Annotated in this window: 19 protein-coding genes and 1 tRNA gene; 11 read left to right on the top strand and 9 right to left on the bottom strand. The window is 67.8% G+C overall.

The window, feature by feature from the left end; all coding sequences use genetic code 11:
* Window positions 1–22: 22 nt before the first annotated feature.
* The 3 genes from CDO46_RS17110 to CDO46_RS17120 are packed head-to-tail and all read left to right on the top strand — an operon-like array spanning window position 23 to window position 3,107.
* On the top strand, window positions 23–1,246 hold the full coding sequence (locus CDO46_RS17110) for an ABC transporter substrate-binding protein (RefSeq protein WP_087839689.1): 1,224 nt from the start codon (window positions 23–25) through the stop codon (window positions 1,244–1,246).
* Entirely contained in the window at window positions 1,243–2,127 is an 885-nt protein-coding gene (locus CDO46_RS17115; RefSeq protein ID WP_087839690.1) for a branched-chain amino acid ABC transporter permease, read from the top strand. The genes CDO46_RS17110 and CDO46_RS17115 overlap by 4 nt, the downstream gene beginning before the upstream one ends.
* A complete protein-coding gene (locus tag CDO46_RS17120) occupies window positions 2,124–3,107 on the top strand; it encodes a branched-chain amino acid ABC transporter permease (protein WP_087839691.1) in 984 nt (327 codons plus the stop codon). Before CDO46_RS17115 ends, CDO46_RS17120 begins: the two co-directional genes overlap by 4 nt.
* A 5-nt stretch (window positions 3,108–3,112) precedes the next feature.
* On the opposite strand, the gene CDO46_RS17125 is transcribed toward CDO46_RS17120, so the two are convergent.
* Complete coding sequence (locus tag CDO46_RS17125) at window positions 3,113–4,159, bottom strand: DNA topoisomerase IB (RefSeq protein ID WP_087839746.1); 1,047 nt, start codon at window positions 4,157–4,159, stop codon at window positions 3,113–3,115.
* Window positions 4,160–4,350: 191 nt separating this feature from the next.
* Here CDO46_RS17125 and CDO46_RS17130 point away from each other — a divergent pair, with 191 nt between their 5' ends.
* The gene (locus tag CDO46_RS17130) at window positions 4,351–5,286 is read left to right on the top strand and encodes an SMP-30/gluconolactonase/LRE family protein (protein WP_087839692.1); all 936 of its coding nucleotides are present in this window, start codon (window positions 4,351–4,353) and stop codon (window positions 5,284–5,286) included.
* Here the strand turns inward: CDO46_RS17130 and CDO46_RS17135 are convergent.
* Together CDO46_RS17135 and CDO46_RS17140 are read right to left on the bottom strand one after the other, a co-directional pair.
* A complete protein-coding gene (locus CDO46_RS17135; RefSeq protein WP_207958606.1) occupies window positions 5,283–6,164 on the bottom strand; it encodes a DMT family transporter in 882 nt (293 codons plus the stop codon). The two genes, CDO46_RS17130 and CDO46_RS17135, sit on opposite strands and share 4 nt — an antisense overlap.
* A gap of 6 nt (window positions 6,165–6,170) precedes the next feature.
* Window positions 6,171–7,676, bottom strand: coding sequence for an aldehyde dehydrogenase family protein (locus CDO46_RS17140; protein WP_087839693.1), 1,506 nt, complete (start codon window positions 7,674–7,676; stop codon window positions 6,171–6,173).
* 215 nt (window positions 7,677–7,891) lie between these two features.
* Here CDO46_RS17140 and CDO46_RS17145 point away from each other — a divergent pair.
* Window positions 7,892–7,968 (top strand) — tRNA-Pro (locus tag CDO46_RS17145).
* Window positions 7,969–8,126: 158 nt separating this feature from the next.
* Here CDO46_RS17145 and CDO46_RS17150 read toward each other — a convergent pair.
* Together CDO46_RS17150 and metE are read right to left on the bottom strand one after the other, a co-directional pair.
* Window positions 8,127–9,248: a 5-methyltetrahydropteroyltriglutamate--homocysteine S-methyltransferase gene (locus CDO46_RS17150; RefSeq protein ID WP_087839694.1), complete on the bottom strand. Its 1,122-nt coding sequence runs from the start codon at window positions 9,246–9,248 to the stop codon at window positions 8,127–8,129.
* A gap of 4 nt (window positions 9,249–9,252) precedes the next feature.
* Window positions 9,253–11,547: a 5-methyltetrahydropteroyltriglutamate--homocysteine S-methyltransferase gene (gene metE / locus CDO46_RS17155; protein WP_087839695.1), complete on the bottom strand. Its 2,295-nt coding sequence runs from the start codon at window positions 11,545–11,547 to the stop codon at window positions 9,253–9,255.
* A gap of 134 nt (window positions 11,548–11,681) precedes the next feature.
* On the opposite strand from metE, the gene CDO46_RS17160 reads away from it, so the two are divergent.
* Both CDO46_RS17160 and CDO46_RS17165 read left to right on the top strand, forming a co-directional pair.
* Window positions 11,682–12,590, top strand: coding sequence for a LysR family transcriptional regulator (locus CDO46_RS17160; protein ID WP_087839696.1), 909 nt, complete (start codon window positions 11,682–11,684; stop codon window positions 12,588–12,590).
* An 82-nt stretch (window positions 12,591–12,672) separates the two neighbouring features.
* Window positions 12,673–14,607: a clostripain-related cysteine peptidase gene (locus CDO46_RS17165; RefSeq protein WP_087839697.1), complete on the top strand. Its 1,935-nt coding sequence runs from the start codon at window positions 12,673–12,675 to the stop codon at window positions 14,605–14,607.
* Between the two features lie 108 nt (window positions 14,608–14,715).
* On the opposite strand, the gene pstB is transcribed toward CDO46_RS17165, so the two are convergent.
* From pstB to pstS, 4 genes are all read right to left on the bottom strand, one after another.
* Window positions 14,716–15,492 (bottom strand): phosphate ABC transporter ATP-binding protein PstB, encoded by a 777-nt coding sequence (gene pstB, locus CDO46_RS17170; RefSeq protein ID WP_087839698.1) that lies wholly within the window; start codon window positions 15,490–15,492, stop codon window positions 14,716–14,718.
* Between the two features lie 24 nt (window positions 15,493–15,516).
* Window positions 15,517–16,374, bottom strand: coding sequence for a phosphate ABC transporter permease PstA (gene pstA, locus CDO46_RS17175; protein WP_243724434.1), 858 nt, complete (start codon window positions 16,372–16,374; stop codon window positions 15,517–15,519).
* Window positions 16,375–16,383: 9 nt separating this feature from the next.
* Entirely contained in the window at window positions 16,384–17,409 is a 1,026-nt protein-coding gene (gene pstC / locus CDO46_RS17180) for a phosphate ABC transporter permease subunit PstC (protein WP_087839699.1), read from the bottom strand.
* A 110-nt stretch (window positions 17,410–17,519) separates the two neighbouring features.
* Window positions 17,520–18,560, bottom strand: a complete 1,041-nt coding sequence (pstS, locus tag CDO46_RS17185) for a phosphate ABC transporter substrate-binding protein PstS (protein ID WP_087839700.1) — start codon at window positions 18,558–18,560, stop codon at window positions 17,520–17,522.
* Between the two features lie 140 nt (window positions 18,561–18,700).
* On the opposite strand from pstS, the gene CDO46_RS17190 reads away from it, so the two are divergent.
* The 4 genes from CDO46_RS17190 (at window position 18,701) to CDO46_RS17205 (ending at window position 23,943) form a co-directional block, all read left to right on the top strand.
* Window positions 18,701–19,576, top strand: a complete 876-nt coding sequence (locus CDO46_RS17190; RefSeq protein ID WP_087839701.1) for an AraC family transcriptional regulator — start codon at window positions 18,701–18,703, stop codon at window positions 19,574–19,576.
* A gap of 113 nt (window positions 19,577–19,689) precedes the next feature.
* The gene (locus CDO46_RS17195; protein ID WP_369597222.1) at window positions 19,690–21,825 is read left to right on the top strand and encodes a TonB-dependent siderophore receptor; all 2,136 of its coding nucleotides are present in this window, start codon (window positions 19,690–19,692) and stop codon (window positions 21,823–21,825) included.
* Window position 21,826: 1 nt separating this feature from the next.
* The gene (locus CDO46_RS17200; protein ID WP_087839702.1) at window positions 21,827–23,506 is read left to right on the top strand and encodes a PepSY domain-containing protein; all 1,680 of its coding nucleotides are present in this window, start codon (window positions 21,827–21,829) and stop codon (window positions 23,504–23,506) included.
* Window positions 23,503–23,943 carry a cupin domain-containing protein gene (locus CDO46_RS17205; RefSeq protein ID WP_087839703.1) on the top strand — a complete coding sequence of 147 codons (441 nt, stop codon included), beginning with the start codon at window positions 23,503–23,505 and terminating at the stop codon, window positions 23,941–23,943. The genes CDO46_RS17200 and CDO46_RS17205 overlap by 4 nt, the downstream gene beginning before the upstream one ends.
* Window position 23,944 lies beyond the last annotated feature (1 nt).

Raw genomic sequence — 23,944 nt, forward strand, 5'->3', positions numbered from 1 at the left:
GAGTACCTCTTAGGAGACGCGCATGAAGAAGCAAGCCCTTGCAGCGGCCATCACGGCCGGTTTGGTCCTGGGATCCACCGCGCCGACGCTGGCGCAGGCGCCGAAGATTTCCGGCGACGTCATCAAGATAGGCTTCATCACCGACGGCTCGAGCGTCTATGCCGATATCGACGGCCCGGCCGGGGCCGATGCCATCCGCATGGCCGTGGCCGACGCCGGCGGCCAGGTCAACGGCAAGAAGATCGAAGTCCTGTACGCCGACCACCAGAACAAGCCCGACATCGCCTCGGCCCGCGCCCGCGAATGGATAGACCAGCAGGGGCTGGACCTCCTGATAGGCGGCACCAACTCCTCCACCGCCCTGGCCATGGCCAAGGTGGCCACCGAGAAAAAGATTCCCTACATCGTCATCGGCGCCGGCTCGTCGCGCCTGACCAACGAGGACTGCTCGCCCTACATCGTCCACTACGCCTACGACACGGTCGCGCTGGCGCGCGGCACCGGCTCGGCCGTGGTGGCCCAGGGCGGCAAGAGCTGGTTCTTCCTGACCGCCGACTACGCCTTCGGCCACTCGCTCGAAGCCGACACCAGCGCGGTGGTCAAGGCCGCGGGCGGCACGGTGGTGGGGTCCATCCGCCATCCCCTGGCGGCTTCCGACTTCTCGTCCTTCCTGCTGCAGGCCCAGGCCTCCAAGGCGCAGATCCTGGGCATGGCGAACGCCGGCGGCGACTTCATCAACGCCACCAAGGCGGCGGCGGAGTTCGGCGTCACCAAGACCATGAAGATCGCCGGCCTGCTGGTGTTCATCAACGACATCCACACGCTGGGGCTGAACGCCACGCAGGGCCTGTATCTGACCGATGGCTGGTACTGGGACCAGAGCAACGAGTCGCGCGCCTGGGCCGCCAAGTTCGAACAGAAGCTCAAGCGCAAGCCCTCGTCGCTGCAGGCGGCCGACTACTCGGCCGCGTCCTTCTACCTGAAGGCGGTCAAGGCCACGGGCACCGACGATCCCGACACCATCATGAAATGGTTCAAGTCGAACAAGATCAACGACATGTTCGCCCATGACGGCTACGTGCGCGCGGACGGCCGCATGATCTACGACATGTACCTGTTCCAGGTGAAGACGCCCAAGGAATCCAAGGGTCCCTGGGACTACTACAAGGTGGCGCAGAAGCTGCCCGGCGACAAGGTCTACACCACGCCCGCCGAATCCAAGTGCCCGCTGCTGAAGAAGTCATGACGATCTTCGGCGTCCCGCTGCAGGCGATGCTCGGGCAATTGCTGCTCGGGCTCGTCAACGGCTCCTTCTATGCGGTGCTGTCGCTGGGGCTGGCCGTCATCTTCGGCCTGCTCAACGTCATCAACTTCGCACACGGCGCCTTGTACATGGTCGGCGCCTTCCTGGCCTGGCTGGGCCTGCAGTACCTGGGGCTGGGCTATTGGTGGATGCTGGTGCTGGCGCCGCTGGCGGTCGCCCTGCTGGGTGTCGTGATCGAACGCACGATGCTGCGCTGGCTGTACAAGCTCGACCATGTCTACGGCCTGCTGCTGACCTTCGGCCTGACGCTGCTGATCGAGGGAGTGTTCCGCAGCTTCTACGGGGTCTCGGGCCAGTCCTACCCCGTGCCGGAACTGCTCCAGGGCGCCACCGACCTGGGTTTCATGGTCCTGCCCAACTACCGGGCCTGGGTCGTGCTGGCCTCCCTGGCCGTGTGCCTGGCGACCTGGTACGTAATCGAGCGCACGCGCCTGGGCGCCTACCTGCGCGCCGGTACCGAGAATCCCCGGCTGGTGGAGGCCTTCGGCGTCAACGTCCCGCTCATGGTGACGCTGACCTACGCCTTCGGCGTGGCGCTGGCGGCCTTCGCGGGGGTGCTGGCGGCCCCCGTGCAGCAGGTCTCGCCGCTGATGGGGTCGAACCTGATCATCGTCGTCTTCGCCGTGGTGGTCATCGGCGGCATGGGGTCCATCATGGGCTCCATCCTGACCGGCCTGGGCCTGGGCGTGATCGAGGGCTTCACCAAGGTGTTCTATCCCGAGGCATCGAACACCGTCGTCTTCGTGCTGATGGCCCTGGTGCTGCTCGCGCGGCCCGCCGGCCTGTTTGGAAAGGCCACATGAACCGACACCTTGCCGGCTGCCTGGCGCTGGGGCTGGGCGTACTGCCCTACCTCGGCGTCTATCCCATCTTCGCGATGAAGCTGATGTGCTATGCGCTGTTCGCCTGCGCGTTCAACCTGCTGCTGGGCTACACCGGGCTGCTGTCGTTCGGGCACGCCGCCTTCCTGGGCAGCGCGGCCTACGCCACCGGCTATGCGCTCAAGACCTGGGGGCTGCCCACCGAGCTGGGCATCCTGTTCGGCGTGGCCGTCGCGGCGGCGATCGGGCTGGTCATGGGCGGGCTCGCCATCCGGCGCAGCGGCATCTATTTCGCGATGATCACGCTGGCCGTCGCGCAGATGCTCTACTTCTTCTACCTGCAGGCACCCTTTACCGGCGGCGAGGACGGCCTGCAGGCCATTCCGCGCGGCACGCTGCTGGGCCACATCGACCTGGGCAACGACATGGCGCTGTACTACGTCGTGCTGGCGATATTCCTGTTCGGCGTGTTCCTGATCTACCGCACGGTGCAGTCGCCGTTCGGGCAGGTCCTGAAAGCCATACGCGAGAACGAGGCGCGCGCCACTTCGCTGGGCTACGACGTCAACCGCTACAAGCTGCTGGCCTTCGTGCTGTCCGCCGCGCTGACCGGGCTGGCGGGGGCGACGAAATCGGTAGTGTTCATCTCGGCCACGCTCAGCGACGTGGTCTGGCAGATGTCCGGCCTCGTCATCCTCATGACCCTGGTGGGCGGCATGGGCACCCTGACCGGCCCCATGGTGGGCGCGCTCATCATCGTCCTGGTCGAGAACAAGATCGGCGAATGGGGCAACGCGCTGGCGAATGCGACCGGCATCGCGTGGTTCGGCAGCCTGGGCGACGCCGTCACCATCGTCACGGGCCTGATCTTCGTCGTCTGCGTGCTGGCCTTCCGGCGCGGCATCGTGGGCGAACTGGGTGCCTGGCTGGAGCGGCGGCGGGCGCGGCCGGCGCGCTCGTAGGGCGATCAGCCCAGGCCGTCCAGGAACGCCAGCAACCGCCGCTCGGCCGCGCTCAGCCCGCGCGGACCGGAAGCGGGCCAGGTCGCCGGCAGTTCCCCCCGCAGATAGGCATCGATGATGGCCGGATGGATGTAGCAGGCCCGGCACACCGCCGGCGTATTGGCCAGCCGCTGCGCCACCGCCTTCACCGCCTCGACCACGGCCTGGCGCGCGGCCGCGCCTTCCTCGCGCGGCATGCGCCGCAGCCACTCCAGCGCCAGCACCGAGCCGGCCCAGGTCCGGTAGTGCTTGGCCGTGAAATCCCCCTGCCCCGCCTCGCGCAGATAGGCGTTCACGGCCGACGAATCGATGCCGCGCGGCTGCCCCGCCTCGTCCAGGTAGTGGAACAGCGTCTGCCCGGGAATCTCCATGCAGCGGCGCACCACCCGCGCCACCCGGCGATCGGCAACGGTGACGTCGTGTTCGATCCCGCTCTTGCCGCGGAAGCGCAGCCGCAGGCGCGTGCCCGACAGCGACGCATGGCGCGGCCGCAGCGTGGTCAGGCCGAACGAACGGTTCTGCCTGGCGTAGGCGCGGTTGCCCACCCGCACCAGCGTCGCCTCCAGCAGGCGCACCACCGCGGCCAGCACTTTTTCCTCCCCCAGCCCCGGCGCATCGAGCGCCCGCTGCACCCGGCGCCGGATGCGCGGCAGGGCCCGGCCGAATTCCGACAATTGCGCATACTTGTCGGCGTCGCGCACCGCCTGCCATTGCGGGTGGTAGCGATACTGCTTGCGTCCGCGCGCATCGCGGCCGGTGGCCTGGATGTGCCCTGCCGGGTCGGGGCATATCCACACCTCACCATAGGCCGGCGGGATGGCCAGGGCATTGATGCGGGCGATCTCCTTGGGGTCGCGGATACGCTCGCCCCGCTGGTCCACGTACACGAACCGGCCCCGGAACAGCTTGCGGCCATACCCGGGCCGGGTGTCGTCCACATAGACCAGTTCCGGGGCGGCCCCGTCGCCGGCCAGCGCGGTCAAGGCGGAGGAAGATGCATGGGTGAAGTCCATGGCACGGGTCGAGCAGGCTTCGTGCCAGGCGGCCGGCACGGGCTTTCCCCTGCCGCGATTCCTGGTGGAAGTGAAAAATCTACTCGCCCACGACGCAGAAGCTGCCATCGCGCGGACTGGCGGCAGGCGCGCCGATCGCCGACAATCGAAGCTCCGGGCGCACCCACCAGCGCCCCGCTCCAGGAGGCACCATGTGGCAGGCATCGCAGCGCTATCCCGACCCCGCCATCCGCGCGTTCGACGCCCGGTTCGAGCAATACCGGCTGCCGTCGGCCGCGGTCGAGCGCCTGGCCACCGGCTGCCGCTGGAACGAAGGGCCGGTCTGGTTCGGCGACGGCCGCTACCTGCTCTGGAGCGACATCCCCAATGACCGCGTCATGCGCTGGGACGAGATCAGCGGCGCGGTCAGCGTCTTCCGTTCGCCGTCCGGTCACGCCAACGGCATGACGCGCGACCGGCAGGGGCGCCTCGTCACCTGCGAACACAGCGGCCGCCGGGTGACCCGCACCGAGCACGATGGCGCCGTCACCGTGCTGATGGACCGCCATGACGGCAAGCCGCTGAACTCGCCCAACGACGTCGTCGTCAAGTCCGACGGCACGGTCTGGTTCTCCGATCCGCCCTTCGGCATAGCCGGCTACTACCAGGGCCTTCCGGCCAGGCAGGAGCTGCCGTCCAACCTCTACCGGCTCGATCCCGCCACCGGCATGGCCGAGGTCGTCGCCGGCGACATCGCCAGCCCCAACGGCCTGGCCTTCTCGCCGGACGAATCCGTGCTGTACGTGGTGGAGTCGCGCGCCAAGCCGCGCCGCATCCTGGCCTTCGACGTCGCGGCGGGCAAGAAACTGTCCAACCGACGCGTCGTCATCGATGCCGGACCGGGCACCCCGGACGGCCTGCGCGTGGACGTGGACGGCAACCTGTGGTGCGGCTGGGGCATGGGCAGCGACGAACTGGACGGCGTGCGCGTGTTCGCGCCGGACGGCGAGGCCATCGGCCACATCGCGCTGCCGGAGCGCTGCGCCAACCTGTGCTTCGGCGGCCGGCACCGCAACCGCCTGTTCATGGCCGCCAGCACGTCCATCTACGCGCTGTACGTCAACACACAGGGCGCCGCCGGCGGCTAGCGCCTGTTCACCAGCACCAGCCCCGACACCACCAGCGCCACGGCCAGCAGGAACATCGGCCCGACCGGTTCATGCAGGATCAGCGCCGCGGCGGCCACGCCGAACAGCGGCGACATCGACGTGCCCGCCTGCAGCGTGCTGGCCGGGTACAGTGTCAACAGCCGCAGCCAGAGCAGGAAGGTCGTGGCGGCGATCCACACCGTCTGGTAGGTCAGCGCCAGCACGGGCGCCAGGCTGACCCCGCGCACCGATTCGCCGGTGGCCATGCCGGCGCCCAGTCCGATCACGGCCGACATCGCCAGCTGGTACAGCAGCACCTTCTCGGGAGGTGCCGTGGCCAGGCGCGTGGCCTTGATGCCTAGCGTCGTCGCCGCCCAGAACACCGCCGCCCCGATGATCATCAGATCGCCCAGCCACGCATGCGGCGACGTGGCCCCGCGCGGGACACCCATCACGATGGCGGTCCCGCAGAAAGACAGGCCCAGCCCCACCCACTGCGGCCAGCGCAGGCGCTCCGCCGGCAGCAGCCAGGTCGCCCCCAGCGCCACGAAAAACGGCGCCGTATAAAGAAAGAGCGAAGTGCGGCTGGCGTCGGTCCACTGCAGGCCCAGGTAGATCAGCACGAACTCGCCGGAGAATAGCAGCCCCGAGAACAGGCCCAGCCACAGCGAGCCGTCCCGCACGAACAGCCTGCCCCGCCCGGTGGCCAGGCAATAGAACAGCACCAGCAGCCCGGCCCCGGCCGAGCGTATGCCCATCTGCAGAAAAGGCGGGAAATCGGGCAGCGCGATCTTGACCGCGACCTGCTGCCCGCCCCAGCTCGCGCAAAGCAGCACGAGCATCGCGATGGCGGCGATATCCAGGGAACGTTTGGACACGGCGATCTAGCGATGCTGTTCCTGCGCCGTGGTGGCCACCAGCCGCACAGCGGCCAGATCGGCGCCCGTCAGCACGCCTCCGCGGCCCAGCAAGCGGCCATGCTCCCAGTTGGACAACCCCAATTCCGGCTTGCCCAGCGCATACTGGCCATCCACCCATCGCGTGAAACCGTCGCCCACGAACGGCGCATCGATACGCAACCGGAAACGCTGGTGCGCCTGCGGATCGCTGGCGATCAGGCTGGCCACGAAACGGGGGCTGTAGCGATTGAACAGCGCCACCGCCTCGTCCACCGACTCCACCACCACCAGCGACAGTTCCGGCGTCTCTTCCCATTCCCACTCCTGCCCCAGCCGCGCCTCGGGCAACGGGCTGGCATAGGGCTCGTCCACGTCCCCCTCGGCACGCCGCACCAAGGTGCGGCGCCCGAACAGCTCCGCCGGCACGAAAGGCTGCGCCGAAGGCGTGACATGCAGGCGCGGTGCCCCGCTCAAGGCAGCCCCGGCCTCGTCGATGGCGCGCAGGAAGCGCGGCATCAGGTCCGCCACCCGCTCGCGCACGATGCAGCACACGTTCAGCGTATTGCAGACCTTGCGGTCCAGCGAATGCCGCACCGCCCGCTCGAAACGCTCGCCGTCCGCGCTGGGATCCGCCACCAGCCAGGCGCCGCCCGTGCCATGCGCGCTGACCGGCACACCCGCCTGCCGCGCCACGCTGCTCAGCTGCATCACCGCCGTACCCGACCCCCGCGCCACCGCCAGCGCCAGCCGGTTGTCGCTGAACATCGCCCAGCCCGCCGCGCGGTCCTCGACCTCGACCAGGCTGACCGCCCCCTGCGGCAGCCCCGCCGCCTCCAGCGACGGCCGCAGCGCATGGCGCAAGAGCGCGCTGGCCGTGCCCAGCGCATCGCTGCCTATCCGCAGCACCGCCGTATTGCCGCTGGCCAACACCCCGCAGGCGTCCACCAGCACGTTCGGCCGGCCCTCGAACACGAAAGCCACCACGCCCAGCGGCACCCGCAGCACGTCGACCTGCCAGTCGCCATGGTCCACCCGGCCCAGCACCCGGTCATCCTGCGCCGCCAGGCCCGGCCAGACCCGCAGCCCCTCGATCATCGCGGCGCGCATCTTGTCCGACACCTTCAACCGCGTCGTCGAACGGCCCCGCTGCTGCGCGCGCCGCACGTCCTCCTCGTTGGCCGCCACCACCTGCGCCCAGACCTCGTCGCGCTCCAGCGCGTCGGCGAAGGTCTCGTAGAACCGGTCCACCGCGCCCGGCCGTGCCTGCGCCAGCGCCTCGAAGGCCGCGCGCGCCTCGCCCACCCGTGCCCGGACCACCTCATCCACCTGCCCGGGAATCCGCAGCAGCGCCCCGCTTTCCTGCACCACCAGCAGCCGGTCACCCGCCTGGAAGGCGCGCGCCAGCTCCGCATCCACACGGGTATACCGGTTACCGCCGTAAGGAATCACCATCCCCGGTTCCAGGCGATCCAGGGTCCCTTGTTCGTTCATGAAGCTCTCCTTGGCCATTCCGCCGCCGCGCCCCATCCGGCGGATGGACGCGGCTCGGCCCGCATGGAAAGATATTACCCCGGCGCACCGGCCATTCCGGGGTGGAGGGCCTTGCTGCCGATCCCTTTGGCCCACCTATTCATTGGGTGCCCGCGTTCAAGAAATGGCCGGCCGGGCCGTAAGGGGGCCTGGCATCGGGTACAATGCGGGTCCGTCGGGGCGTAGCGCAGCCTGGTAGCGCATCTGCTTTGGGAGCAGAGGGTCGCGAGTTCGAATCCCGCCGCCCCGACCAATGAAATCAAGGCCTTAGACGCTTTCACCCGTCTAAGGCCTTTGTCTTGTCCGGCTGGTGGGTAAACCAATGGGTACATCGCCGCGAAAACATGGGCTGGCTGGCGGACCGCCGCAAAGGAAGTCCAGAGGCGCACGCCCGGTTCGCAGACTGAGTCGTCAACGGTCTCCCCACACCTCCCGTGCCGTCTCCAGCACCAGCTTCAGCTTGTCGCGCTGGGCCGCCACGGCGATGTCATTGCCGTGCACCGTACTGGCAAAGCCGCACTGCGGCGACAGCGCGAGCTGTTCCAGTGGTGCATGGCGCGCGGCCTCGTCGATGCGGCGTTTCAAGTCGTCCTTGGACTCCAGTGCGCCGAACTTCGTGCTGACCAGGCCAAGCACGGCGATCTTGCCCTTGGGCAGGAAGCGCAACGGCCGGAAGTCGCCGCTGCGGTCGTCGTCGTATTCCAGGAAGTAGGCGTCGACGTTCATCTCGGCCAGCAGGGCCTCGGCCACCGGCTCGTAGCCGCCGCTGGCGGCGAAGGTGCTCTTGAAATTGCCCCGGCACAGGTGGATGGCCAGGACCATGCCTTCGGGCTTGTAGGCCGCGACCTTGTTGATGAACCGGGCGTAGCGGTGCGGCAGTTCGTCGGGATCGTCGCCCCGGCCGGAGGCGGCGGCGCGCATGCGGGCGTCGCACAGATAGGCCAGGTTGGTGTCGTCGAGCTGCACGTAGCGGCATCCGGCGGCCGCGAGCGATTTCAGTTCGTCGCCGTAGGCGCGGGCGACGTCGTCGTAGAAGTCGGGATCGAGTTCGGGATAGTGCTTCGCGCTGATGCCGGCGCGGCCGCCGCGGAAGTGCAGCATGGTCGGCGATGGGATCGCCACCTTGCCGACGCTACCGGGCGACAACTGGCCTTGCAGGTATTCGAAGTCGGCGCGCTGGATGTCGGCCACGTGGCGCACCTTGTCGACCACGCTGATGACGGGCGGCGCGAGTTCGGTCTTGCCGTCGGCGCGCTGCACCGCGACCGGCTCGCCGCTGGACACGCCGCCCAGCCGGCGCAGGAAGTCGACGTGGAAATAGGTCCGGCGGAACTCGCCGTCGGTGATGCTTTTCAGGCCGACGTCTTCCTGGAACCTGACGATTTCGGCGATGGCGCGGTCTTCGACGCGCCGCAGTTCCTCGGCCGTGATCTCGCCCTTGGCATGGCGGTCGCGCGCCTGGATCAGGTAAACGGGGCGCAGAAAGCTGCCGACGTGGTCGGCGCGGAACGGGGGGTTCAGGGGCAGGCTCATGTTCTTACCTCGCTTGCTGGCGCAGGGTCCGGGCGGCGGCCACCATGTTGGTCAGCGCGGGGATGACCTCGGCCCACTGGCGGGTCTTCAGGCCGCAGTCCGGGTTGACCCACAGGCGTTCGGCCGGCACGCGCTCGGCCGCCTTGCGCATCAGTTGCACGATATGCGCCTCGGTCGGGATGTTGGGCGAATGGATGTCGTAGACGCCGGGCCCGATCTCGTTCGGGTACTTGAAGTCGTCGAAGGCATCCAGCAGTTCCATGTCCGAGCGCGAAGTCTCGATGGTGATCACGTCGGCGTCCATGTCGGTGATGGCGTGGATGATGTCGTTGAACTCCGAATAGCACATGTGGGTATGGATCTGGGTCTCGTCGCCCACGCCGTTGGCGGCGATGCGGAACGATTCAACCGCCCAGTCCAGGTATTCCCGCCATTGCGCGCGGCGCAGCGGCAGCCCCTCGCGCAGCGCGGCCTCGTCGACCTGGATCACGCGGATGCCGGCACGCTCCAGATCCTGCACTTCGGCGCGGATGGCCAGCGCAAGCTGGCGGCACGACACCGAGCGCGGCTGGTCGTCGCGCACGAAGGACCAGTTCAGGATGGTGACCGGGCCGGTCAGCATGCCCTTCATCGGCTTGTCGGTCAGCGACTGCGCGTACCTGATCCATTCGACGGTCATCGCCCGGGGACGGCTGATGTCGCCGAACAGGATGGGGGGCTTCACGCAGCGGGACCCGTAGGACTGCACCCAGCCGAACTGGCTGAACACATATCCTTCGAGCTGTTCGCCGAAGTACTCGACCATGTCGTTGCGTTCGGCTTCGCCATGCACCAGCACGTCCAGGCCCAGGGCTTCCTGCTCGCGCACGCTGCGGCCGATCTCGGCCCGCATGGCGGCCAGGTAGCCGGCCTCGTCCAGCGCGCCGGCCTTGTACTGGCTGCGCGCCTGGCGGATCTCGGCGGTCTGCGGGAATGAACCGATGGTGGTGGTCGGGAAGGCCGGCAGCTTCAGCAGGGCGGACTGCTTCGCGGCCCGTTCGGCGTAGGCATGCTGTCGCCGTCCCATGTCGGCCGTCAGGCTCGCGACGGCTTTCTTGACGGTCGGATTGTTCACGCGCGGCGATGCCCGCCGCGCCTCGATCGCGGCATGATTGGCGGATAACGCCGCCTGCGCCGCGGCACGCCCCTCGCGCAGCGCTATCGCCAGCACGTTGAGTTCGTCGAGTTTCTGCAGCGCGAAAGCCAGCCACTGCTTGACCTCGGCATCCAGCTTCTGTTCGCTGTCCAGGTCCACCGGCACGTGCAGCAGCGAGCAGGACGGCGCGATCCACAGGCGCTCGCCCAGCTGCGCGGCCACCGGCACCAGCCAGTCCAGCACGCCATCCAGGTCGGTCTTCCAGATGTTGCGGCCGTTGATCACGCCCAGCGACACCACGCGATCGGCCGGCAGGCCGGCGATCAGCGGCTCGACTTCCCCGCGCGCGTTGACCGTGTCCAGGTGCACGCCCTGCACGGGCAGTTCGCACACCAGCGGCAGGTTCTCCTGGAGCTGGCCGAAATACGTGGCCAGCAGCAGCTTCACCGGGCCGCCGGCGAACGCGGCATAGGCGGTGCGGAAGGCCTCGCGCCAGGCGGGAGCCAGTTCGGTGACCAGCACCGGCTCGTCGATCTGCACCCATTCGGCTCCCTGAGCGGCCAGCGTGGCCAGCAGTTCGACGTACGCGGGCAACAGGCGCGGCAACAGCGCGAGCTTGTCGGAGTCGTCCTTGGCCTTGCCCAGCCACAGGTAGGTGACCGGGCCGATGACGACCGGCTTACCCTTGACGCCTTGCGCGCGGGCCTCGGCCAGTTGTTCGACGTAGCGCGAGGCGTCCAGCTTGAACGTCGTGTCGGCCGTGAACTCGGGGACGATGTAGTGGTAGTTCGTATCGAACCACTTCGTCATTTCGCCGGCGGCAACCCCGCCGCAGCACGCGGCATGTTCTTCCGCGGCCCCGGCCGAGCGGCCGCGCGCGACGCGAAAGTAATTGTCCAGCGCATCGCCATGAAAGCCTTGCACGCGCGCCGGCAGGTTACCCAGCGTGAAGCTCATGTCCAGCACCTGGTCGTAGAACGCGAAATCGCCTACCGGCGCCAGGTCCAGGCCCTTCTGGCTGGCCCAGTTCAACTGGCGCAGCCTCGCGCCGAGCGCCTTCAGCTCGTCGCGCGAGGACTCGCCCCTCCAGTAGCGCTCGAGCCCGAACTTGAGTTCGCGCTTGGCGCCGATGCGCGGAAAACCTAGGTTGTGAGTGGTGACCATGTGAACTGCCATCCAATGAATGAGTGCGCGAAACGACGCGGGAAGGCAGTCATGATAGGGACATCGATCGATGAAATAAAATGGCATTATTTCATCTATCCATTATATTTATTCATTAATTGCCGGGTACCCCCATGCTCGAACGCATACACCTCGTCATCATCCGGGAAGTCGACCGCCAGGGATCGCTGACCGCCGCCGCCGGCACGCTGCATCTGACGCAATCCGCGCTCAGCCACACCGTCAAGAAGATCGAGCAACAACTGGGCACGCCGATCTGGGACCGCGAAGGCCGCAGCCTGCGGCTGACCCAGGCCGGCCAGTATCTGCTCGCGCTGGCCGAGCGGCTGCTGCCGCAGTTCGAGCACGCCGAGTCGCGCATGAAGCAGTACGCGGCGGGCGAGCGCGGCACCCTGCGCATCGGCATGGAATGCCATCCGTGCTACCAGTGGCTGCTCAAGGTGGTGTCGCCCTATCTGGCGCGCTGGCCCGACGTGGACGTGGACGTCAAGCAACGCTTCCAGTTCGGCGGCATCGGCGCCCTGTTCGGCTACGACATCGACATCCTCGTCACGCCCGACCCGCTCAGGCGCCCTGGCCTGCGCTTCGATCCGGTGTTCGATTACGAGCAGGTGCTGGTCGTGGCGGAGAACCATCCCTTCGCCACGCTGCGCTACGTCAAGCCCGACCAGCTCGCGGACGAGACGCTGATCACCTACCCGGTCGAGACCGACCGCCTCGACATCTACAACCAGTTCCTGCGCCCCGCCGGCGTCGCGCCGCGCCGGCACAAGACCATCGAGACGACGGACATCATGCTGCAGATGGTGGCCAGCAACCGCGGAGTGGCGGCCTTGCCGCGCTGGCTGGCCGAGGAATACGCCGACCGCATGCCCGTGGCGAGCGTGAAGCTGGGCAAGGACGGCATCGCCAAGCAGATCTTCCTGGGCACGCGCGAGGCCGACGCCGGCATCGACTACCTGGCTTCGTTCGTGGCCTACGCGCGGGGGTCGATGGCGCAGGCGCCGCGTCCGCGACGCTGATCGCGACGGCGGGGCGGTATCGCCGACTGGACCGGAAAGTGTTACAAGATGCTTCCGAAATAATCAACAAGAGGACAGTCGCATGCCCGCCCCCAATCTCCCGGCTTTCCGCATCTTCGCGGCTCGCCTGCGATCGGCATTCGCCGTCGCGGCGCTGGCCTTGCTCGTCGTCAGTTGCGGGGGGTCCGGCAGCCAGCCGGCCGCCAAGGCGGACATCACCCTGCTCGTCTACATGATGGGCACCAACCTCGAAAGCGAAAACGGCGCGGCCACCGGCAACATCGCCGAGATGCAGAGCGTCGCGCCCAGTGACCGGGTGAACGTCGTGCTGACCACCGGCGCCGCCGACAAGGATGGCTGGCGCACCGTACAGCGCAAGCGCGTACGCGGCCAGCAGGTCGAATTGCTGGACGACCTGGGCGCCGTGGACATGGGCAGCGCCCAGACCTTGCGGGACTTCCTCGCCTGGGGCATGAAGACCTACCCGGCCGAACGAACCATGCTCGTGCTATGGGACCACGGCGGCGGCCCCAACCGGGGCATAGGTTCCGACCCGTTCACCAACAACGCGCTGTCGCTGGACGACATACGCGGCGCGCTGGCCCCCGCCACCCAGGCTTCCGGGCGCAAGCTCGCCCTGGTAGGCTTCGATGCCTGCCTGATGGGCTCGGTGGAAGTCGGGCAGGCCCTGGCTCCCTATGCGGACTACATGATCGCGTCGCAGGAGCTCGAGCCCGGCACCGGCCAGGACTGGGCCGCGCTGGTGTCGCACCTGACCCGGTCCCCCACGGACAGCACCGAAGCCTTCGGCCGCACCATCGTCGACGCTTTCATCGCCAAGCAGTTGAAGGAAGATCCCGCGGCCGAAGCCACGCTGTCGCTGGTGGACCTGAGCCGGATAGGCGAAGTTGGCGCCGCGCTGGCCGACATCGGCGCCACGCTGAACGGGCAACTGGCCGCCGACCCGGTGCAGACCTGGCTGGACATCGCCGAGGCCCGCGCCAAGGCATTCATCTTCGGCTCGGTCCTGCTGTCCCCCGGCCCCGCGGAACTGGTCGACCTGCGCATGTTCGACTGGAACGGCATCAGGCTGGCCGACGGACAGCGGGAAAGACTGACGCAAGCCCTGGAGCGCGCCGTGGTCCACCAGAAGCACACCGCGGCCTTCTCCAACCTGGCCGGCCTGACGTTCTACCTGCCGCAGCGCGTCGCCGAGACATCGGCCGACACGAAGACCTACGCCTCGCTGGCCTTCCTGCCCGAGGCGCAGCGCGGCTTCATCCGGCAGCATTCCGACGTCGGCACCGACAATACCAAGCTGCCGCTGCCCACCGTCGGCGCCATCGACTGGCACGATGGCTCGCCGACCGCCCCGACCTCGGTCGACGCGCCCTTGAATGCCGTGGACCGGGCGCTCGTGGCCCGCGATTTCGCCGCGGTCCAGGACGCTTCCGGCTGGATCACCGCCATCAAGCCGCTGACGGACAGCACCGTCGACAAGCTTGTCGACCCGTCTTTCATGCAAGGCTGGTTCAACCTGGACGACGCCGGCACGCCCATCTATTTTTCCGCGCTTCCCGACGGCATGCGCTTTGCGGTCGACGCTCCCGAGAACTTCCTGATTCCCGTCACGCTGCACATTCCCCCGCCCAGCGACGCCGATGATGACGACAACCTGCAGCGGGGCCTCCTGATCGTATCGGACGCCGCCGAACCAGGCGTCCTGCGCATCACCGGGTTCCTGAGCGCACTGGCGAACAACAACTCCGCCGGGGTGGCACGCCCCCAAGGCCTGCCGGAGAATGCCCGCGCGCAACCCCTCTGGCTGGCACAGGACGAGAACGACCTCGGCCACTGGATCGCGCCGCCAGCCGCCGCCGACGTGCCGTTCGTGCCCATCACCCCGGGCCAGCGGATCTCCCGTGGAACGCGCGAGCCGCTGCCCGCGGGTGCCAAGGCTCGCCTGGGCATCGTGGACGTGCGGGGCTGGATCAGCCTGAATCCGCTCATCTATTGAACGCGGCGACGCTCGGGGGGGCGCCCGGGTGGGAAGGCGGCTGCCACCGGCCGCCCGCGCGGCGCGACCGGTTCCTTGAGCGGATACCGGCGCGCGGAGCCGGAAGGCTCAGCCGAAACGGCCGGTGATGTAGTCTTCCGTCGCCTTCTTGGTCGGCTTGATGAAGATCTGGTCCGTCACGCCGAATTCGACCAGCTCGCCCAGGTACATGTAGGCGGTGTAGTCGGAACAGCGCGCCGCCTGCTGCATGTTGTGGGTAACGATGACCACCGTGTAGTCGTTCTTCAGTTCGGCGATCAGTTCCTCGATCTTGGCCGTGGAGATCGGGTCCAGGGCCGAGCACGGTTCGTCCAGCAGCAGGACCTCGGGCTTGATGGCGATGCCGCGCGCGATGCACAGGCGCTGCTGCTGCCCGCCCGACAGGCTGTGGCCGCTCTGGTGCAGCTTGTTCTTGGCTTCTTCCCACAGCGCGGCCTTGGTCAGGGCCCATTCCACCCGCTCGTCCATCTCGCCCTTGCTCAGGTTCTCGAACAGGCGCACGCCGAAGGCGATGTTGTCGTAGATGCTCATCGGGAACGGCGTGGGCTTCTGGAACACCATGCCGACCTTGGCGCGGATCAGCGAGATGTCCATTTTCGAGGTCAGCAGGTTCTCGCCGTCCATGTTGATCTGGCCTTCCGCGCGTTGCTCGGGATAGAGCTCGAACATGCGGTTGAAGGTGCGCAGCAGCGTCGACTTGCCGCAGCCCGACGGACCGATGAAGGCCGTGACCTGCTTCTCGGGAATCTGCATGCTGACGTTGCGCAGGGCGTGGAATTTCCCGTAGTAGAAGTTCAGGTTCTTGACTTCCAGCTTGGGATTCGAAATGTTGACGATGTTTTCCATGGCGTGTCCGGTTTGTCGCGGGCGTCAGGCGGCCTGTTTGCGGAACATGATGCGAGCAATGATGTTGATGGCCAGGACCAGCAGCGTGATCAGCGTCGCGCCGGCCCAGGCCAGGCGCTGCCAGTCGGCGAAGGGGCTCATCGCGAACTGGAAGATCGTGACGGGCAGGTTGGCCATGGGAGCGTTCATGTTGAACGACAGGAACTGGTTGTTCAGCGCGGTGAACAGCAGCGGCGCGGTCTCGCCGGCGATGCGGGCCACGGCCAGCAGGATGCCGGTGACGATACCCGAACGCGCGGCGCGATAGCACACCATGGTGATCATCTTCCAGTGCGGGCAGCCCAGCGCGATGCAAGCCTCGCGCAGGCTGTTGGGCACCAGCTTGAGCATGTCGTCGGTGGTGCGGACCACGACCGGGATCACGATCACGGCCAGGGCCAGCGTGCCCGCCCAGCCCGAGAAGTGCTGGATGCGCGCGACGAACACGGTATAGATGAACAGGCCGATCACGATCGACGGCGCGGACAGCAGCACGTCGTTGATGAAGCGCGTGGCCGGGGCCAGCCAGCCGCGCTGGCCGTACTCGGCCAGGTAGGTGCCGGCCAGGATGCCGATGGGCGTGCCGATCAGCGTGCCCATGCCGGCCATCATGACGCTGCCCAGCAGCGCGTTGAGCAGGCCGCCGTTCTGCCCCGGAGGAGGCGTGATCTCGGTGAACAGCGCGGGCGATATCGCCGCGGCGCCCTTGGACAGCAAGGTCAGGATGATCCAGAACAGCCAGAAGAGACCGAACACCAGGGCGACCGCCGACAGGGTCAGCATGACCTTGTTGGTCAGCCGGCGGCGGCGGTAGACGGAGTTCTGCATGGTGATGACGGACATCGCGGCTCCTTAGGACCGGGCGCCTTCGCTCTTCGCCAGGCGCAGCAGCAGGAGCTTCGAGCAGGCGAGCACGATGGTGGTGATGAGGAAGAGGATCAGGCCCAGCTCGATCAGCGCCGACAGGTGCACGTCGTCGGAGGCTTCGGCGAATTCGTTGGCCAGGGACGAGGCGATCGAATTGCCCGGCGCGAACAGCGAGCCGGACAGCCGGTAGGCGTTGCCGATGACGAAGGTCACGGCCATGGTCTCGCCCAGCGCGCGGCCCAGCCCCAGCATGATGCCGCCGACCACGCCGACCTTGGTGAACGGCAGCACCACGCGGGAAACGACTTCCCAGGTGGTCGCGCCCAGCCCGTAGGCCGACTCCTTCAGCATGGCCGGCACGAGTTCGAACACGTCGCGCATCACGGCGGTGATGAAGGGAATGATCATCACCGCCAGGATGATGCCGGCGGTGAAGACGCCTATGCCGAAGGCCGGCCCCTGGAACAGGATGCCGGCCCCCGGAATGTTGCCCAGCGTGGCGATCAGGAAGGGCTGCACGTACTGCTTGAACAGCGGGGCGAAGATGAACAGGCCCCACATGCCGTAGATGATGGAGGGAATCGCCGCCAGCATTTCGACGGCGGTGCCCAGCGGCCGGCGCAGCCAGGTGGGCGACAGCTCCGTCAGGAAGAGCGCGATGCCGAACGACACCGGCACCGCGATCAGCAGCGCGATGGCCGAGGTGATGAGCGTGCCGACGATGGGCACCAGCGCGCCGTATTCATTGTTGACCGGGTCCCATTCGGAGGACCACAGGAACGAGACGCCGTATTTCTCGAGCGTGATCTGGCTGCCCAAGACCAGCGACACCAGGATGGCGGCCAGCAGGCTCAGCACGGCAAAGGCGAAGAACCGGGTCAGGTTCTTGAACAACGCGTCCATGGCCGCGTTACGGTTTTTCTTCATCGGGGGCGTATTCCCGGTAGTAGTCGGCTCGGAGGAAGAATTTCCTCGAATCTCGCCCGAAATGTTATCAAGGACCGCGCTCATGGGAGTTTCCGGAAAGGGAGACAGGTCGACCCCGGGGGCCAGGAGACGCGAAAAACGGGGCGGACGACTCCGCCCGGCCCCGTTTCACGCCACTATGGCACCTCGGCGGATCAGTACAGCGACTTGCCGCTGGCGTCCTTGATGTCGGACTTCCACAGCGAACGGATCTGCGTCGTCACCGCGTCGGGCAGCGCCACGTAGTCCAGTTCCGAAGCGGACTTCTTGCCGTTCTTGAAGGCCCAGTCGAAGAACTTCAGGACTTCGGCGCCTTGCGTCGGCTTGTCCTGAGCCTTGTGCATCAGGATGAAGGTGGCGCTGGTGATGGGCCAGCTCTTCTCGCCCGGCTCGTTGTTCAGGATCACGCCCATGCCCGGCGCGCTCTTCCAGTCGGCATTCGCGGCGGCGGCGGCGAAGGCGGCCTCTTCCGGCTGGACGAACTTGCCGTCCTTGTTCTGGACCTGGCCGTGCGCCAGCTTGTTCTGCTTGGCGTAGGCGTATTCGACGTAGCCGATGGCGCCGGGGAACTGCTTGACGTAGTTGGCGACGCCTTCGTTGCCCTTGCCGCCCTGGCCGGCGGGCCACTTGACGGCCTTGCCTTCACCCACGGACGACTTCCAGTCGGCGGAAACCTTGGACAGGTAGTTGGTCCAGCCGAAGGTCGTGCCCGAACCGTCCGAGCGGTGGACGACGATGATGTCGGCAGCAGGCAGGTTCACGCCGGGGTTCAGCTTGGCGATGGCCTCGTCGTTCCACTTCTTGACCTTGCCCAGGTAGATGTCGGCCAGCAGCGCGCCGGTGAACTTCAGTTGGCCGGGCTGGATGCCTTGCAGGTTGACCACGGGGACGATGCCGCCGATCACGGCCGGGAACTGGACCAGGCCGTTCTTGGCCAGGTCTTCACCGCTCATCGGATCATCCGACGCGCCGAAATCCACGGTCTTGGCGATGATCTGCTTCTGGCCGCCGCCCGAACCGATGGACTGGTAGTTCACCGTGTTGCCCGTGGCAGCCTTGTAGTCCGAGGCCCACTTGGCATAGATGGGATAGGGGAACGACGCGCCGGCACCGGTGATGTCGGCAGCGTGCGCGGACAACGCGGCAACGCCCAGCACGACGCCCACCGACACTTGCTTGAATACGAGTTTGAACATTTGCAGGTCCTCTGCTTTGTGGGAGGTAAAACTCACGACGGCGTCAGATTACGTAGCAAATATGACATGACCATGACAGCACACATGACGGTCATGGAACTGGACATGTAGAATCATTAACGATTCTCATTCATAAAAAAATGATGCCTGCTCCCGTGCCCGAACAATGGCATGTCCCCGCGATGACCGCCTCGCTGTCCATCAGCGGTGGCATATTGCGCATGGATCAAGACCAGGCCATTACCGAGCAGAACGACGCCGGCTTGAAGCTGGTCCTGCTGCTGGGCGGGGAACTGCGTTATTCGATGCAAAAACACCGCCAGATAGGTCTCAAGGGCCCCGCGGTCCACCTCAGCCTGAGCCGCAGCCCGTTCATGGTCAGCCATGCCTTCCATGCCGCCTCACCGCTGCGCTACGTGGCCGTGCGCATGCCCGAGGAAGCGCTGCAGGAAGGCCTGGACCTCGACATCGGGCGGCATGCCCGCCAGCGCAACGGCACCGACACCCCGTTTTTCCTCGACCGGCAGGCCAACCGGATCCTGCAGGCCCTGGGCCGGCAATTGCTGGCCTGCCCCCTGCGCGGGAACCTGCGTGATCTCTACCTGGCCGGCAAGGCGCTGGAATTGACCGCCACCGTGCTGGCCGGCCTGGAACTGACTCCCGCCGCCAGCCCGGCCCAGGCCGATGCGCTCATGCTGTCGCCGCGCCAGCTCGACGCGCTGCACGAGGCCCGCGCGCGGCTGCTCGAACAGCTTTCCGATCCGCCCGGCCTGGCGGCCCTGGGTCGCCAGGTCGGCCTGAACGTCACGACGCTGACGCGGGGGTTCCGGGCCGTGTTCGGCTGCAGCGTCTATCAATTCGTGCGCGACCAGCGCCTCGAACTCGCCTATCGCATGCTGGCCGCCGGCCGATGCACCGTGGCCCAGGCCGCGTTTGCCGCCGGCTACAGCGATTCGCATTTCTCCAAGGCTTTCCAGAAACGTTTCGGCATCGCGCCGCGCGGACTGCGCCGCTAGCCCGCGGATACGCCCGATCGCCAGATTGATACCGGCAACCGCCAATTCGTCCCCGGCGCCCTCCCTAGAATTGTTGAGATTGATTCTCAATTCAAGAAAGGGAGAGGGTCTCCGTGGATATCCGCAAGCCATTTCATTCCCGGCCTGGCGCCTTCCGACCCGGCCCGGCCCGCACCGCGCTGGCCTCGGCCATCATGCTGCTGGGCGCCGGTGTCCATGCCCAGGCCGTCCCCGAGCCGCCGGCCAGCATGCTGCCCGCGGTGACCGTCACCGGCGGCGCGGACACGCCGTCGTCGTTGCTCAAGACGTCGCAGTCCGCCAAGGAAACGCCGCAGTCGATCACCGTCATCGACCGCGAGCGCATGCAGCAGCAGAACCTGCAGACGCTGGAGGAAGTGCTGCAGCAGGCGCCCGGGATCACCGTCCAGCCCTATCAGCAGCTCACCACGGGCTACTACGCCCGTGGCTTCAAGATCGACTCCTTCCAGCAGGACGGCGTGCCCGTGCTCATGGGCCAGACGGCCGGTGCGCCGGAAGACATGGGCATGTACGAACGGGTGGAAATCCTGCGCGGCGCCAACGGCCTGCTCCAGGGCACGGGCAACCCGGCCGCCACCGTCAACCTCGTGCTCAGGCGGGCGCCGCGGCGGTTCGAGGCGCGCGGCGCGCTGACCGCCGGCAGCTGGAACCGCTACCGCGCCGAAGCGGACGTGGGCGGCCCGGTGAACGAAAGCGGCAGCCTGCGCGCAAGGCTGGTGGCCAGCCATGAGGACCGCGATTTCTTCTACGACGTGGCAGGCCAGAAGTCCACCAATCTGTACGGCACGGCTGAACTCGACCTGGGCCCCGCCACCGTGCTGTCGGTGGGTGTCCATCACCAGCGCATCCGTTCCATCACCAACATGGCCGGGGTTCCCTTCTATCGCGACGGCCGCGATATCGGCCTGCCGCGCTCGACCTACCTGGATGTCGCCTGGGACCGCTTCGACTGGGACAACACGCGGCTGTTCGCCGGCCTGGAGCATGCGTTCGACAACGGCTGGACCGCCAGGCTCAACGTCAACCACCTGACGGGCGACGCCGACCTGAAATATGCCGGCGCCAATGGCGCGGTCGATCCCGCAACGGGCACCGGTCCGCGCCTGACCGGCGGCGCCTATGAATTCGAGAACCGCCAGACCAGCGCCGACGGTTACCTGAACGGCCCCTTCACCCTGTTCGGCCGGCGGCACGAGGCGCTGGTCGGGATCAACCACCTGCGCACCAGCACCGAGCAGTTCTCCGCCAGTTTCCTGGCGCCGATCGGCGTGCCGGTGGACGTATGGAAATGGGATCCGCGCAGCGTGCCCGAACCAGCGGTCGGTCCCTACGCGTCGCGCGGGCCGACGCGCATGGTCCAGTCGGGCATCTATGCGATGGGCCGGTTTTCGCTGGCCGATCCTCTCAAGCTGATCCTGGGGGGACGGGTGAGCCGATGGAAGCAGGACACCGCCTCCGCCAGTTCCCGGCTCAGCAGCGAGTTCACGCCCTATGGCGGCCTGGTCCTGGACATCACGCCGCAGTGGGCGCTCTACGCCAGCTACGCACAGGTCTTCCAGCCCCAGACACAGACCACGTGGGAGGGCGGCATGCTGGATCCGGTCCAGGGAAGCAACCGGGAAGTCGGCATCAAGGGCGGCCTGCTGGAAGGGCGGCTGGATGCCAGCCTGGCCCTCTTCAACATCCGGCAGCGCAACCGCGCGCAGACCGACCCCGCGCATCCTTGCGCGGGCGCAGTCTGCTACTACATCGCTGGCGGCGAAGTCGAGAGCCGCGGGATCGAGGCGGAAGTCAACGGCCGGGTCATGCCGGGGCTGGACCTGTCGCTGGGCTATACCTACAACGCCACGGAGTACCTGAAGGATGCTCAGTCGCAGGGACAGCCCTTCGCCCGCTTCACGCCCAAGCACATCTTCAGGCTCTGGACGAATACCGTACTGCCCGGAAACGATGGCCGGCTCAGCGCGGGCGTGGGCATCCAGGCGCAAAGCGCCTACACCGTGCAGTCCGGCGGCGTGACCCTGCGCCAGGGCGGCTATGCCCTGGCCAGCCTGCGGATCGGCTACCGCATCAACAAACACATGAGCGCGGCGCTGCACGTCAACAACCTGTTCGACCGGCGCTACTACCAGAGCCTGTCCGGCACCAGTTGGAACAACCGCTACGGCGAACCCCGCAGCGTGGCGCTGACGCTGCGCATGGAGTACTAGGGTGCCGGCTCCGCACTGGCCCCTGCGCACCGGCCTGGCCGTCCTGGGCGCCCCCGCGGCCGCCATCGGGCTGGCGATCGCCATCGCGCGCCGGGCGCCGCTGGACGATGCGCTGGACCGGCTGTATGCCGGCATGTTCATCGGCGTGCTGGCGCAGTTGCTGTTGCTGGGCGGCAGCCTGCTCCTGGGCACACGCGCAGCCGTGCCCATGCGCCGCGCCGTGGCCGTCACCCACGCGTGGGCCGGCATGATCGTGGGCCTCGTGCTGTTCGTGGTCTGCCTCACCGGCGTGTTCGCCGTGCTCAAGCAGGAAGTCCGCTATTGGGAGATGCCATCCGAGCGGCAGGCCCCCGCCCCGCGACCCGACCTGGACGCCCTGCTGCATGCGGGCCAGGCGCGATTCGGCGATGCCGCGTCGCTGATGATCCAGTTGCCGGACGGCCTGCGGCGCCATGCCATCGTGGCCTCCGCCGGCGGCCGGCCGGCCGCCGGCCAGGCCGCGCTGGTCCTGCGCGCCGACGATGCCCGTCCCATGCCCGCCACCCGTGGCGGCGCGGCGGAGCTGCTGGTCACGCTGCACAACACCCTGCACGCGGGCTTTCCGGGGCGGGTGGTCGTCAGCCTGTTCGGCTTCGCGCTGGCCTTCCTGGTCGTGGGCGGTGTGGCCAACCATCCCCGCCGGTCCCCCGGACTGCTGCGCCTGCGCATCGGCGCGGATGTCCGGACGCTGGCGCTGGACGTCCACAAGCTGCTGGGACTCTGGCTGTCGCCGCTCCTGCTGCTGATCGCGGTGACGGGCATCTTCTCGGGCCTGGGCGCGCTGGCGACCGTCAACCTGGCGCCCCACGCCTTCCCCGACGACCCGCGCCGGGCCATGCAGGCGCTGATGGACAATGCTTCCTTCCCCGCGCTGGGGCAGCCCGCCGCCATGTCCAGCCTGAACGCCCTGGTCGACAGGCACCGGCAGGCCCATCCCGGATTCCAGGTGGAAAGCGTCGCCATCCGGCACTGGGGCGATGCACAGGCCTACGCCACCCTGCGCGGCCACGGCGCCGGCCAGTTGAGCACCGGCGTGTTCGAGCGCTTCCACTACCGCCTGCGCGACGGCGCGCTGCTGCGCCACGACAGCGCGGCGCAGCGTGGGCCCTGGACCCAGGCGTTCATCGCCATCCAGCCCCTGCACTTCGCGCAGTACGGCGGCACGGCCAGCCGCTGGCTGCATGCGGCGGGCGGCCTGGCCGCCGCGCTGCTGGCCGCCTCCGGCACCTGGCTCTGGCTGCGGCGGCGGGCAACGCCGGAGCGTCCCCTGGCCTGGCCGAGGCGGATCGCACAAGGCGTCTGCCTGGGGTTGACGCTCTCGTGCAGCGTGCTCCTGGCCATGACCTGCCTGACGCCGGACGCCATGCCGGACCGGCCGGCGCTGCAAGCGTGGGCCTTCTGGGGCTCCTGGCTGGCGTCGGCCGCCGGCTTCGCCTGGCCCGGACACGGCGGCCGGCGCACCACGGCCGCGCTGCGGCTTGCCGGCCTGCTGCTCTGGCTGGCGGCCATCGCCGACCTGGCGCGCCAGGCCGGCCACCCGCTGGCCGCCCAACTGCCGGCGCTGGCCTTCGACCTCCTGCTGATCCTGGCGGGCACCCTGACGTGGCGGCTCGCCCGTTTTTCCTTTCGCCATCCATCATGACCCGACACAAACTCCCCGCCCCCGCCGGCGACGCCTCGCGCCAGCCCCGGCTTTTCGCGCTGTCCTCTTCGCTGGCCGTCCTCCAGGCCGACGCGACCGTCCATCTGATGCCCTTCCAGCGGAATGGCCTGCCGCGGGCCGGCTGGATCATGGGCATCAAACCCATTTCCGATACCGCCTCGGTCCACGGCAACCACTGGGAGCGGCATCCGCGCGGCGACGAAATCCTGACGCTGCTGGAGGGATCGCTGCGTGTCGTCCTGGCCGCGGACGCGGGCGCCGAATGCGAACTGAAAGTCGTCGCGGGCGAATCCCTCGTCGTTCCCCAGGGATGGTGGCACCGGCTGGAGGTAGGCCAGCCGGGCCGCCTGATGTTCGTCACTCCCGCCACCGGCAGCGAGCACCGCCTGCACCGCCCCCACGACCAGGAAGACTGAC

Origin of the sequence: Pigmentiphaga sp. NML030171, from assembly GCF_002188635.1 — a bacterium.
GTDB lineage: Bacteria > Pseudomonadota > Gammaproteobacteria > Burkholderiales > Burkholderiaceae_B > Pigmentiphaga > Pigmentiphaga daeguensis.

Coding starts and splice junctions, on each gene's coding strand:
- CDO46_RS17130 (WP_087839692.1), top strand. CDS start 4,351: ATGTGGCAGGCATCGCAGCGCTATCCCGACCCCGCCATCCGCGCGTTC.
- CDO46_RS17120 (WP_087839691.1), top strand. CDS start 2,124: ATGAACCGACACCTTGCCGGCTGCCTGGCGCTGGGGCTGGGCGTACTG.
- CDO46_RS17205 (WP_087839703.1), top strand. CDS start 23,503: ATGACCCGACACAAACTCCCCGCCCCCGCCGGCGACGCCTCGCGCCAG.
- pstB (WP_087839698.1), bottom strand. CDS start 15,492: ATGGAAAACATCGTCAACATTTCGAATCCCAAGCTGGAAGTCAAGAAC.
- CDO46_RS17165 (WP_087839697.1), top strand. CDS start 12,673: ATGCCCGCCCCCAATCTCCCGGCTTTCCGCATCTTCGCGGCTCGCCTG.
- CDO46_RS17115 (WP_087839690.1), top strand. CDS start 1,243: ATGACGATCTTCGGCGTCCCGCTGCAGGCGATGCTCGGGCAATTGCTG.
- CDO46_RS17160 (WP_087839696.1), top strand. CDS start 11,682: ATGCTCGAACGCATACACCTCGTCATCATCCGGGAAGTCGACCGCCAG.
- CDO46_RS17110 (WP_087839689.1), top strand. CDS start 23: ATGAAGAAGCAAGCCCTTGCAGCGGCCATCACGGCCGGTTTGGTCCTG.
- CDO46_RS17150 (WP_087839694.1), bottom strand. CDS start 9,248: ATGAGCCTGCCCCTGAACCCCCCGTTCCGCGCCGACCACGTCGGCAGC.
- pstS (WP_087839700.1), bottom strand. CDS start 18,560: ATGTTCAAACTCGTATTCAAGCAAGTGTCGGTGGGCGTCGTGCTGGGC.
- CDO46_RS17125 (WP_087839746.1), bottom strand. CDS start 4,159: ATGGACTTCACCCATGCATCTTCCTCCGCCTTGACCGCGCTGGCCGGC.
- CDO46_RS17190 (WP_087839701.1), top strand. CDS start 18,701: ATGATGCCTGCTCCCGTGCCCGAACAATGGCATGTCCCCGCGATGACC.
- CDO46_RS17140 (WP_087839693.1), bottom strand. CDS start 7,676: ATGAACGAACAAGGGACCCTGGATCGCCTGGAACCGGGGATGGTGATT.
- pstA (WP_243724434.1), bottom strand. CDS start 16,374: ATGTCCGTCATCACCATGCAGAACTCCGTCTACCGCCGCCGCCGGCTG.
- pstC (WP_087839699.1), bottom strand. CDS start 17,409: ATGAGCGCGGTCCTTGATAACATTTCGGGCGAGATTCGAGGAAATTCT.
- metE (WP_087839695.1), bottom strand. CDS start 11,547: ATGGTCACCACTCACAACCTAGGTTTTCCGCGCATCGGCGCCAAGCGC.